The sequence below is a fragment of the Micromonospora psammae genome (genome assembly GCF_036902725.1).
In the GTDB taxonomy this organism is placed as follows: domain Bacteria; phylum Actinomycetota; class Actinomycetes; order Mycobacteriales; family Micromonosporaceae; genus Micromonospora.
In genome coordinates this window covers 21,716-33,313 of sequence record NZ_JBAKHM010000032.1, presented here as the reverse complement: position 1 = coordinate 33,313, position 11,598 = coordinate 21,716, and the positions used below count along the sequence as shown (strand labels likewise).

Here is an 11,598-nt window from a genome sequence, read left to right as displayed (position 1 = left end):
AACATGAAGCACCGCGCCGTTGGTGCCGTGCTGTTCGGGATTGGCGTACTGCTCCTGGCGCTGGCCGCCGGGCTGGTGTTCGTCGTCGCCCCCGCGTTGACCAAGCTCCCGTACGACCTGGAACCTTCGACGTCGGTGGCGGAAGCCAGCAACGCGAAGTTCCTCCAGATCAACAACGGGTCCATCAAGGTCAACGACGGCGACCTCAGGTCGACCGTGCTGGTCACCCCGTCGAAGAAGGACACCGCGAAGCTCGACGGTGACCTCGACGGCAGGGCCGTGGTCTGGCAGGTCGGCCAGACCGTGGACCGGACCGACAACAAGGAACTGGTCAGCGCGTACGGCGCCAAGCTCGCCCTGGACCGGGTATCCGGCGCGGCGGTGGAGTGGAAGCAGGCCTGGCTGGACGACGCCGGCGAGCAGGACCCGGTCGCCTTCAAGGGCCAGATGTACAAGTTCCCGTTCAACACCGAGAAGCGGGACTACGAGATCTTCGACCGCGACCTGCGGGCGGTCCGGCCGGCCAAGTTCGCCGGTACGGAGAACATCGAGGGCGTCGAGGCGTACCGCTTCGAGCAGGTGATCACGGACGAGACGCTGAACCTCGCCGCGGAACGGGTCGGGCTGCTGGTCGGCGCCCTGGCGGCGCCGGGGGCGACGCAGGGCACCGTCGTCTACAGCAACCAGCGCACCGTCTGGGTGGACCCGGTGACCGGGTCGTTCCTGAAGGTCCGCGAGGTGCAGAAGAAGGTGCTCACGCCGAACGTCGGCGCACCGGTCACGCTGCTGGACGCCGACTTCGCCTACAACGAGGCGACCATCAAGGCGTCGGTGGACCGGGCGAAGGACAGCCGGGGCAAGCTCCAGCTGCTCAGCGTCTACGTGCCGGTGGGCCTGGCCGTGCTGGGTCTGCTGCTGCTGGCCGTCGGCCTGCTGGTGGCCCGGCGGGGTGCCCCCGCCGTCGCCGGCGAGGCGCGGCACCGGGCGGCCGCCGCGCCGGCCCCGGCCGCGGTCGACGCGCCCACCCGGCACGAGGAGCCGGTCGTGGAGGAGGAGCGGCCGACCGCCGAGCAGCCCGCGGTCGACCGTCCGGGTGGTCCGTTGAGCGACGAGATCCCGCCGGCCTCGACGAACTGGAAGTCGGACGACGAGCCGACCGTCCCGACCCAGCGGACGGGCGACGACGAGCCGACCGTGCCGACCCAGCGGGTGGCCGACGACGAGGCGGAGAAGCGCTGACCTGAGGCAGGGTCACCGAAGGGCGGGGCGGCTTGTGCCGACCCGCCCTTCGCGTTTCCACGGTCACCCCGGGCGCTTGTTATTGAATCGTGATGCGTCGATGGTTTGCATGCCGACGGTGACTGGACGTCGAGTGGATTGCCCTATTTGAAGGGTTGATCCCGGGGTTCGTGCGGCGGCTTGTTGTACTCAGCGTGAGATCGGGGGGTGTCGGGGCCGTCGGTAACCTACGGAACCGTAAGTGGGGTCTTGTGACCCACGCCTCACTGGGTGCACCATCAGGCGCACGTTCGTTACTCGCCGGTAACAGGTGTCACCGTCCGGCACGGGGCGCGCACCAGCCGACCGGCCCACCCCGAAGAGCACCGCCCCCACCGAGGAGGAATCCGTGCAGGATCGGATCTACAGACCGGGGCGTACCCGGTGGCGGCGTTTCGCCGCGATGATGGTGCCGGCGACCGCAGCCGTCGGCGCCATCCTGTTCGGCATGCAGAACGGCGCGATCGCGTCCGACATCACCGTCTCCGGCCAGACCTTCAAGATCGCCGCCGAGCGGCTGGAGGGTGACGGCTTCAAGCAGTACGGCGGCAAGGTGCGGGAGAAGGGCGGCACCGTCCACCCGATCGCCCTCGCCGAGATCGAGAGCGCCGAGCTCTACAAGCTCTGCCAGTCGGTGCGCGCCAAGGGCATCCCGGTGGTGCTCACCATCCACGCCGGTGAGGGCAAGGAGCCGGCGAGGGCCAAGGACCTGTTCATCGCCATGGACAGCCTGGAGGGCAACGCGACCTTCACCAACATCAAGATCGGCCGGGACGCCTCCGAGCTGAACGCGACGGCGGAGGCCGGCTCCTTCGGCCAGAACGCGGACCGGGTCACCATCCGCGACCTCCAGCAGGTGTCCCGCTACACCACCGCCTCCACGTTCACCCTGGTCGGCCTGCGCCTGAAGGTCAACATCGGGGCGGACGCGAAGGAGTGCTTCTGAGCTGAGCCGAGGCCCGCGGCGCTCACCCGCCGCGGGCCCGGGCTCCGTCCCTCATCCCTCAGCTCCGCTCAGGAGGAGTACGTGACAACCCCTGATCCGCAACACGCCCGCCCCGGCGGCCCCGGCGAGTTGTGGCGGGCCTTCCGTCGCTGGCGGCTCAGCCGGCCGTTCTGGGGCGGCCTGTTCACCGCGCTGGCCGGCGTGGAGATGTTCGCCTCCACCCGGATGACGCTCAACGGCCTGAGTTTCAGCAGCGGATCCACCGGGCTCTACTCCCTGCTGATCCCGATCATCCTGGTGACCTGCGGACTGCTGCTCTGGTTCAGCCCGGCCCAGCGGCCGTTCTACTCGATCGTCGCCGCGGTCACCGCGGTCTACTCGCTGATCGGCCTCAACCTGGGCGGCTTCTTCGTCGGTCTGCTGCTCGGCATCCTCGGCGCCGCCCTCGGTTTCGCCTGGACGCCCATCGCCCGGCCCGCCCCTGCCGACCCGGCCTCCGATGCGGTCGCGGCGGCGCCCGCACCGGCCCTCGTCGGGCCGGACGACCCGACGTTGGAGGACGAACTGCTGCCGGTCGACGAGCGGGGCATCCCCCGGCAGCGGGGGCCGGTCCCGTCCCCCGGCTACGCGCCGCAGGAGCACGGCGGGCCCGGTCACCCCCCGGACGGCGACGCCCACACCGGCCCCGGCCCGACCGGGTCGCCGGGCGGCTCGCGGGATCCCCGGTACTTCGCGGTGGTGCTGGTCGTGCTCGGCCTCTCCGCCGGTGGGCTGACGGTCACCCAGCCGCCGCCTGTGCGGGCCGCGCCGCCGACGCCGGCCGCTCCGACCTCGACCGCCTGCCCGACGCCGCCCGGCAAGGCGTCCGCCCCGACCGGCAAGGCGTCCGCCCCGACCGGCAAGGCGTCCGCGCCGCCGGCCCCGGCGGGGCGGGGTACCTCGACGCCGTCGGCCAGCCCGAGCCCGTCCCCCGAGTCCACCTCGGACGGCAACCTGATCACCGATCTCCTCCGCGGCATCGGCGACCTGCTGACCGGTGGGGGGAACGAGCCCGCCGCGACGCCGTCGGCCAGCCCGACGCCGAGCGCGACGCCGGCCGCGACCCCGACCGCCACCGGCACGCCGACGCCGACCGGCACGCCGTCGCGTCGCGCCGGCACCTGCCCGAAGCCGAAGCCGACCCGGCCCGGGACCGTCCAGGCGGGCGAGCTGATGCCGAGGATCGCCGCCGAGCCGGGGCAGCCGAGGGTGGCGCAGAAGCCGTCCAAGCTGACCGGCTCCAAGGTCACCATGACGGGTCTGCGGTTCGAGGGGATCGTCGACCTGCCGACCGCGAACGGGACGCTCAAGGCGCTGAAGTTCAGCATGCGCAAGGCGGTCACCGACGACTTCAAGCTGGTGGCGGACGGGCCGGCGGACCGCGCCCAGCAGTACGTCACGGACCGGCTGACCGTGCAGGGCGACGTGTCGTTCTACGCCACCCGCTTCGTCGGCCGGCTGCTCGGCATCAAGATCACCCTGACCCCGGACCTGCCGTTCCCCGACGGCATCCCGATCACCTCGCCGATCCCGATCACCTTCACCAGCCCGGTGATCGACCTGGCCTTCGTGGAGTCCGACACGCTGACCGCCCGGCCCTCGCTGGAGCTCAGCGTTCCCTGACCTCCGTCCCACCACCACCGGTGACCGGGGGCGGGCCGTCCCGCCCGCCCCCGGTCCCGACAGCTCAGAGCCGGGCCAGCGCCTTGCGCAGCGGGTCGAGGCCGAGCGAGCCGAGGTCGAGCGCCTGGCGGTGGAACTCCTTGAGGTCGAAGTCGGCGCCCTTGCGGGCCTTCGCGTCCTCGCGGGCCTGGAGCCAGATCCGCTCGCCCACCTTGTACGACGGGGCCTGACCCGGCCAGCCGAGGTAACGGTTCAGCTCGAAGCGCAGGTTCTCGTCCGGCACCCGGCAGTGCGCCCGCATGAACTCCCAACCCAGCTCCGGGGTCCAGCGCTCGCCCGGGTGGAAGCCGAACGGGTTGTCCTTCGGGATCTCCAGCTCCAGGTGCATGCCGATGTCCACGATCACCCGGGCCGCCCGGAACGCCTGCCCGTCGAGCATGCCGAGCTTGTCACCCGGGTCCTCCAGGTAACCCAGCTCGTCCATCAGCCGCTCCGAGTAGAGGGCCCAGCCCTCGCCGTGCCCGGATACCCAGCACAGCAGCCGCTGCCAGCGGTTGAGCAGCTCCGCCCGGACCGCGGTCTGCGCGACCTGGAGGTGGTGGCCCGGCACGCCCTCGTGGTAGACCGTGGTCACCTCACGCCATGTGGAGAAGTCGGTGATGCCCTGGGGCACCGCCCACCACATCCGCCCCGGACGGGAGAAGTCCTCGCTCGGGCCGGTGTAGTAGATCGCGCCGTCGCTGGTCGGGGCGAGGCAGCACTCGATCTGCCGGACCTGCTCCGGGATGTCGAAGTGGGTGCCGTGCAGTTCGCTGATCGCCTTGTCCGCCAGCGCCTGCATCCAGTCCCGGAACGCCTCCTTGCCCTGGATCGTCCGGGCCGGGTCGGCGTCCAGGGTCGCGACGGCCTCGTCGACGGTAGCGCCCGGACCCGCGATGCGTCCGGCAACGGTCCGCATCTCGGCCTCCAGGCGGGCCAGCTCCGCGAAACCCCACGCGTACGTCTCGTCGAGGTCGACCTTCGCGCCGAGGAAGTACTGCGAGGCCAGCTCGTACCGTTCCCGGCCGGCGGCCTGCTTTTCCCGGCCGTGCGGGGCCAGCTCGTCGCGGAGGAACCGACCGAACTCGGCGGTCGCCGCGGTGGCGGCGGCCGCCCCCCGGCGCAGCTCGGCGCCGAGCGTGCCGTCGGCGCCCAGCCGCTCCACCAGGCCGTGGAAGAAGTTGTCGCCGTCCGGGTCCGTCCAGGTGTCGCACTGCTTGGCCACCTCGACCAGCTGCACCTTGGAGCTGACCTGGCCGGTGGCGGCCGCCTCGCGCAGCGTGGTCTTGTAGCCCTCCAGCGTCGAGGCGAACCGGTTGAGCCGGGCGGCGATGTTGGCCCGTTCGGCCTCACCCTCGGCCGGCATCAGGTCGAAGACCATGCGGATTTCGTGCAGGCCGCTGGAGATCACGTTGACCTCGCTGGTCACCTCGCCGGCGTCGTACCGGGCGAGGTCCAGGCCGAGACGCTCCTGCATGGCCTCCTTGGCGGTCCGTTCCGCCTCGGACTCCGGCTCGGTGACGTCGAGGTCGGCGAGGGTGCGCCGGGTCAGGTCGGCCCGGGCCGCGTAGCCGGCGGGCGAGAGGTCGTCGAGCTGGTCGTCGTAGCCGGCGATGCCGACGTAGGTGGCGCCGGTCGGGCTCAGCGGGGCCCAGTCGGCCACGTAGCGGTTCGCGAGGTCATCGATTCGTCCCACGCTGCGACCCTACGTGACCAACCGGTGCGGATGTCGACCGTGTTTGCCGTGTTCAGGGGAGCAGTTCGGCCGGGTCGAAGTCGATCGGGAAGGGCGCGTCGGCCCTCAGCCGTTGCCCGGCGGTTGCCTCCGCCAAGATCTGGTAACCGCTCCAGTCGCACTTGGTGAAGAGTTCCACCGAGACGTTGCGCATCCGGCGGGTGATCTGCACCCGCATGAAGTACGGCACCCCGGCCTCGGCGCAGCGCTGCGGCTTGTCCATGAAGTCCTGCTGCCGGCTGGCCGGTGAGACGAACTCCACCGCCAGGGTGCAGTACCGGACCGGTACCCAGCGGTCCTCGTCGTCGGTCTTCGGCAGGGTGTGCAGAACGGTGAGATCGGGCTGGATCCAGCTCTGTGGGCTGAAGGTCAGATTGATCTGGCCGAAGACGTACAGGCCGGCGGACTCCGCCGCCGGCGCCAGGAGTCGGGCGAGCTTTATCTCGCCGAAACTGTTCGCGCCTGCCTCCGCCGGGGTCATGACCAGCCTTCCGTCGATGCACTCGAAGTGCGCCTCCGGGAGGTCGCGCGGCGGGAGGTAGCGGTCTGCCAGCGCCGTGGTCCAGAGCCCGTCGAAGTCGAAGAGCGGGTCGAACCTCTCCGGCATAGCCATCGTGCGCACCTCCTCGACTGGTCAACGCCTCCACTTTAGGTCGGTTGCTGTGGTCCGGAACACGGCGTCCGAATATCGCGGGACTTCGTCGTACCCCTGCGGCAGAGTGTCAGGGGTGAAACCGGATACCGCTCCTGACCGTGCCGCGCTGCGCAGCTGGCTGCCGGGTTTCCTCGCGCTCGCCGCCATCTGGGGTTCGAGCTTCCTGTTCATCAAGGTCGGAGTCGAGGAGCTGCACCCGCTGCACCTCACCCTCTACCGGGTGGCCACCGGCGCGCTGACCCTGGTGGTGGTGCTCGCCCTGCTCCGCGACCGGCTGCCCCGCGAGCCCCGGATCTGGGCCCACCTCGTGGTGGTCGGCGCGTTCGGCGTGGCCATTCCGTTCACCCTGTTCGGCTACGGCGAACAGCGGGTCGAGTCGATGCTCGCCGGGATCTGGAACGCCACCACCCCGCTGATCGTGCTGCCGCTGGCGGTGCTGGTCTTCCGCACCGAGCGGCTGACCACGCGCCGCGCGGTCGGGCTCGGGCTGGGCTTCGTCGGCGTGCTGGTGGTGCTCGGCGTCTGGGAGGGCGTCGGCGGGGCGCACTTCACCGGCCAGCTGATGTGCTTCGGCGCGGCGGCCTGCTACGGCGTGGCCATTCCGTACCAGAAGAAGTTCCTCGCCGGCAGCGCGCACTCCGGTCTCTCGCTCTCCACCGCGCAGCTGCTGGTCGCGGCGCTCCAGCTCGCCGTGGTCGCGCCGCTGGCGGCCGGCGCCCCGCCGGTCCCGACCGGCCTCTCCGCCGAGGTGGTGGGCAGTGTGCTGGCGCTCGGCGCGCTCGGCACCGGCCTGGCCTTCGTGATCCACATGCGCAACATCCGGGTGGCCGGGGCGAGCACCGCCTCCACGGTGACCTACCTGATCCCGATCTTCGCGGTGCTCATCGGCGCGGCGGTGCTCGGCGAGCGGCTCAACTGGCACCAGCCGGTCGGTGCGCTGATCGTGCTGCTCGGGGTCGCGGTGGCGCAGGGCCTGGTCGGCCGGCGCCGGCCGCGCGCGGCGGTCGGGGTGGCCGCGCCCGCCGTACCGACGGTCGAGCCGGCGTCCCGCCGCTGAGCCGCCCTGGCGTGGGTCAGCCCCGCGCCCGGGTCCACTGCACCAGGCGGTCCGCCGGCCAGCTGTTGACCACCCGGTCGGCCGGGACGCCGCAGCGGGCGGCCCGCTCGCAGCCGAACCGCTGCCAGTCCAGCTGACCGGGGGCGTGCGCGTCGGTGCTGATCGAGAACCGGCAGCCCGCCTCCAGCGCCCGGCGGATCAGCCGCTTCGGCGGGTCCTGCCGCTCCGGCCGGGAGTTGATCTCGACGGCCACGTCGTGCTCGGCGCAGGCGGCGAAGACGGCGTCCGCGTCGAAGTCGCTCTCCGCCCGGGTACGCGCCCGGTGCGCCCGGTCGCCCGGCCCCTTCACCCCTGCCGGGCGCGAGGAGACCATCCGCCCGGTGCAGTGGCCGAGGATGTCCAGGTGCGGGTTGGCGATCGCGGCGAGCATCCGGCGGGTCATCTTCGCCCGCTCGTCGTTCAGCCCGCTGTGCACCGAGCCGACCACCACGTCGAGCCGGGCCAGCAGCTCCTCGTCCTGGTCGAGGGAGCCGTCGGCGAGGATGTCCACCTCGATGCCGGTGAGGATGCGGAAGCCCGCCGGCAGCGCCTCGTTGACCGCCGCCACGTGGTCGAGCTGCCGACGCAGCCGGTCCGCGGTGAGGCCGCGGGCCACCTTGAGCCGGGGTGAATGGTCGGTCAGCACCACGTACTCGTGGCCCAGCTCGACCGCGGCGAGCGCCATCTCCTCGATCGGCGACCCGCCGTCGGACCAGTCGGAGTGGGTGTGGCAGTCCCCGCGCAGCGCGGTACGCAGCGCGGTGGCCTCGGCGTCCAGGTCGCTGCCCTCGGTGGCGACCAGCCGGCGCAGGTAGACCGGCTCCTCACCGGCCAGCGACTCGGCCACGCAGCGGGCTGTCACGTCGCCCACCCCGGGCAGCTCGGTGAGCTTGCCGGTGCGGGCCCGCTCGGCCAGCTCCTTCGCCGGCAGCGCGCCGAGCGCCTTCGCCGCCGACCGGAACGCCCGGACCCGGTAGGTGGCCTCGTTCGCCCGTTCCAGCAGGAACGCGATCCGGCGCAGGTCGGCGATGGCATCCCGGGCGCTCATGCCCTGCAAACTACGCGCCCGCGCCGCCGGTCGCGGGACGACCGGCGGCGCGGGCTGGTGGTGGGTGGGTGGGATCAGGCGTACGGCAGCTTGACGAAGGACCGGTCACCGATGCCGAGGGTGGTCGGGTTGGCGCCGATGGCGGACCAGACCTCCACCTTCACCGTGCCGTTGGAGAGGTTGCCCAGGCTGCCGACGGCGGAGAGCAGCCCGGCGTTCTGCGTGTAGTGCTCGTAGCCGGTGACCGGGTCGGTGGCGAAGTACCGGTACGTCTCCACCCGGTCGAAGCTCCCGTTCCCGGTCAGGTCGTACGACACCCGGGCCTGCACCCCGTTGCCGACCGCCGGGCCGGCGTCGAGGAACAGGTCGAACGTGGTCTGCCCGCCGGCGTGGGCGAGGTTCAGGCCGGTCGTGGTGAACACCAGGGGGTTGGTCGGCGTGCCGTCGTGGTTGGCGCCGCCGGCGCCGGCCACCGTGGCGGTCGCCGCGCTGCCGGCCGCCCCCAGGCCGCCACCGGGCAGCAGGTACCGCGTCGGCGAGCCGCTCGGCGGCGGCGTGGTCGGCGGCGGCGTCGGGGTCGGGTCGGTCGGGGGCGGGGTCGGGTTGGTGCCGCCGCCCGCGCTGCCGCCGCTCCACGTGTACGCCCCGGTGGTCGCCGTCCTGCCGGCCGCCACCGTGAGCCGGGTGCCGTCGGAGAAGTTCACGGTCAGCGGGGCGGCGGTGATGTTGCTCGCCACGTAGGTGCGGGCGCCGTTGCGTTGGAAGACCGCGGCCAGCGGATGGTTGGCGGTGACCCCGGTGTCCACCTGACCCAACGCGGCGAGGTTGCGGATCCAGTGGAAGGTGTGCGCCCGGCTCTCGCCCTCCTCCGGGGTGTAGCCGGGGTTGGCGCGCAGCTTCGCCAGCGCCGCGTCCGGGTCCCCGAGGGCCAGGAACTGCCAGAGGATGTCCTGCCAGACGGTGGGTTCCCCGCCGTTGTTGCGGACGAGTTCGGCGTAGTTCGTCCGGTTGTAGGCCGGGCGGTAGCCCAGGTAGAGGTGGCCGCCGGTGACCGGGAGCATGTTGATGCCCTGGATCATCTCCGGCTCGGCGGTGAACCAGGTGGCGTACGCGCCGCCGTCGCCCCAGACCATGCCGACCGTGGAGTGCCCGAACCCCGCCGGGAAGTTCTCGTCGTCGACGTCGAACCAGTACTCCTGGATCGCCGCCGCCTGGGTGGTGTACATGAAGACACCGGCGTCGCGTACGGCGGTGTTGCCGGTCGCCTGTCCCCACTGGATGAGGGCGTTGGCGAAGTTCATCCCCTCCGACGACGACTCCTGGTTGTTGCCGGAGGCGAAGGAGCCGTGCCCGGAGGCCCAGTCGTGGCCGGCGTAGATGTCGAAGTCGCGCAGGTACGGGAAGCGGGTGTCGGCGCGGCTGTAGTTGTTGGCGTCCCGGATGAGCAGGTCGACCATGCCGCCGTACCGGTCGTTGGTGGCCCAGGCCGGGTCGAACTTGGCCAGCGTGGCGGCCGCCGCGATGAAGTAGCCGTAGTGGAAGTGGTGGTCGTTGAGTTCCTGGTCGGACCCGTACGACGCCGGGTAGCCGATCAGGGTGCCCCAGTTCCGGTCGTAGTAGAAGACCTTGGCGGTCTTGCCGGGCGCCGCGGTGAACCAGTCGTTCAGGGTGGTGCGGATGGCGTTCAGCGCGGCGGTCCGGGTCTCCGTGTCGCCGACCAGGTCGGCGATCTCGGCGATCCGGGCGGCCCGACCGAGCCCCTTGCCGGTCCAGTAGGTGTCGGTGCCGCGCTGGTCCATCGGGTTGCCCCGCACCGCCGCCAACTGCTCCCGGAGCTGGGTCAGGTCGGCCCCGGCGCCGGTGGCGACGGCCGGCAGCTCCGGCAGCACCCCGTGGTACCGCATCGAGGTGCGGAACTCGCCGACGCCGGTGAGCACCTTCATCCGGCCGCGCGCCGACGGGTAGGTCGGGCTGAGCGGGGTGGAGCCGGTCAGCGACTTCCACTGGTGCGGGTAGAGACTCACCACCGTCTGGGTGGTGGTGCCCTCCCGGGGCGTGGTGGTGAAGCCGTACGTGGTCTGCACGGTGCTGCTCGCCGGGTCGTACGAGTAGGAGACCCGGGTGCCGGTGACGTGGGCGTGGGCGTACCGACCGAAGGTGGCCGCCAGCTCGGCGCGGGCGGTGGCGCCGGTGGCCGGCGTGGTGGGCAGCAGGGCGACCGAGAAGTAGCCCCGGCCGGCCAGCGCGGAGGTGATTCGTCCGTTCTGGACGGTCCAGGTGGCGCCGGTGGGGGCGTAGGCGACGTAGTCGTGGCCCTTGACGGTGAAGCCGATGGTGGCGCCGCTGTTGGACCAGACGGTGGGGCTGCCGCCGGTCGGGTTGATCAGGGCGTCGCCGCCGCTGGTCTGGAAGTACGCGAACGGAAGGCCGTGACCGATGGTGGCGCGCAGGGTGCGGGTGCCGTCGCTCCAGTGCGGGCTGACCGTCCAGTCGGTCCAGCCGTCGACCTTGACGACGGGGGCGCCGAGCCCGCTGACGCCGACCCGGATGTCCTCGGAGTAGGCGTACTTGTACTCGCCGACGCCGGTCGCGGTGCCGCTGATCGTCGGGGTGGAGGTGGCGGAGAAGCCGAGGCCGTCGCCGAAGGGCTGGTAGGAGACCGGATGCGCGTGCAGCGGCTCGCTGTACGCGCAGTTGGTCCGCTTCCACAGCAGCGACGACCACCAGTCGTTGGTGGGGACCGGGCCGGCCGGCGCGTTGGCGGTGGCGAACTGCCGGGGGTTGGTGGACATCGCGCCGCAGCCGGAGGGGAGCGGGCCCACCGGGTCGGTGGTGTAGCTGCCGGCGCCGACGGGGGCGGCCTCGGCGGTGCCGGTGGTGGTGGCGAAGGTCAGGCCGCCGACGAGGACGGTGAGGGCGGTGGTGGTGGCGAGCACCCAGCGGGTGCGGCGGGGCGGGACGGGAGGTGTCATCGTTCCTCCAGCGGGGTCGACGTACGAGCCGACCGCGCGGTTCGCCGGAATTAGGAGTCTTGTTAGGTGAGAGAGCGCTCTCTCTCCTCCGGACGTTAACCGGTTGATAACACTTCGTCAATATGTCGAGCGGATGACGAGCCCATCGCCGCGCCCGGCGGTCGCCC

General features: G+C 71.9%; 8 protein-coding genes. 4 read left to right on the top strand and 4 right to left on the bottom strand.

Features of this window, described 5'->3' with window-relative positions:
* Window positions 1–3 precede the first annotated feature (3 nt).
* The 3 genes from pgfA to V6U79_RS27065 all read left to right on the top strand — a co-directional run bounded on the left by pgfA (window position 4) and on the right by V6U79_RS27065 (window position 3,886).
* Window positions 4–1,239, top strand: a complete 1,236-nt coding sequence (gene pgfA, locus V6U79_RS27075; protein WP_334531594.1) for a cell envelope lipid trafficking protein PgfA — start codon at window positions 4–6, stop codon at window positions 1,237–1,239.
* A 388-nt stretch (window positions 1,240–1,627) separates the two neighbouring features.
* The gene (locus tag V6U79_RS27070; RefSeq protein ID WP_334616333.1) at window positions 1,628–2,224 is read left to right on the top strand and encodes a DUF6230 family protein; all 597 of its coding nucleotides are present in this window, start codon (window positions 1,628–1,630) and stop codon (window positions 2,222–2,224) included.
* Window positions 2,225–2,305: 81 nt separating this feature from the next.
* On the top strand, window positions 2,306–3,886 hold the full coding sequence (locus V6U79_RS27065; protein WP_334616332.1) for a DUF6114 domain-containing protein: 1,581 nt from the start codon (window positions 2,306–2,308) through the stop codon (window positions 3,884–3,886).
* 64 nt (window positions 3,887–3,950) lie between these two features.
* Here the strand turns inward: V6U79_RS27065 and V6U79_RS27060 are convergent, their stop codons facing one another.
* Together V6U79_RS27060 and V6U79_RS27055 are read right to left on the bottom strand one after the other, a co-directional pair.
* Window positions 3,951–5,621, bottom strand: coding sequence for a DUF885 domain-containing protein (locus V6U79_RS27060; protein WP_334616331.1), 1,671 nt, complete (start codon window positions 5,619–5,621; stop codon window positions 3,951–3,953).
* A gap of 52 nt (window positions 5,622–5,673) precedes the next feature.
* On the bottom strand, window positions 5,674–6,273 hold the full coding sequence (locus tag V6U79_RS27055; protein ID WP_334616330.1) for a Uma2 family endonuclease: 600 nt from the start codon (window positions 6,271–6,273) through the stop codon (window positions 5,674–5,676).
* A 115-nt stretch (window positions 6,274–6,388) separates the two neighbouring features.
* Here V6U79_RS27055 and V6U79_RS27050 point away from each other — a divergent pair, with 115 nt between their 5' ends.
* On the top strand, window positions 6,389–7,372 hold the full coding sequence (locus V6U79_RS27050; RefSeq protein ID WP_334616329.1) for a DMT family transporter: 984 nt from the start codon (window positions 6,389–6,391) through the stop codon (window positions 7,370–7,372).
* A gap of 16 nt (window positions 7,373–7,388) precedes the next feature.
* Here V6U79_RS27050 and V6U79_RS27045 read toward each other — a convergent pair whose 3' ends face one another.
* Complete coding sequence (locus V6U79_RS27045) at window positions 7,389–8,459, bottom strand: PHP domain-containing protein (protein ID WP_334616328.1); 1,071 nt, start codon at window positions 8,457–8,459, stop codon at window positions 7,389–7,391.
* A gap of 74 nt (window positions 8,460–8,533) precedes the next feature.
* Window positions 8,534–11,431 (bottom strand): glycosyl hydrolase, encoded by a 2,898-nt coding sequence (locus V6U79_RS27040; protein ID WP_334616327.1) that lies wholly within the window; start codon window positions 11,429–11,431, stop codon window positions 8,534–8,536.
* Between the last annotated feature and the right edge of the window lie 167 nt (window positions 11,432–11,598).

What these genes read in the sequence shown, in the direction of transcription:
- pgfA (WP_334531594.1), top strand. Translation starts at nt 4, where the DNA reads ATGAAGCACCGCGCCGTTGGTGCCGTGCTGTTCGGGATTGGCGTACTG.
- V6U79_RS27055 (WP_334616330.1), bottom strand. Translation starts at nt 6,273, where the DNA reads ATGGCTATGCCGGAGAGGTTCGACCCGCTCTTCGACTTCGACGGGCTC.
- V6U79_RS27045 (WP_334616328.1), bottom strand. Translation starts at nt 8,459, where the DNA reads ATGAGCGCCCGGGATGCCATCGCCGACCTGCGCCGGATCGCGTTCCTG.
- V6U79_RS27040 (WP_334616327.1), bottom strand. Translation starts at nt 11,431, where the DNA reads ATGACACCTCCCGTCCCGCCCCGCCGCACCCGCTGGGTGCTCGCCACC.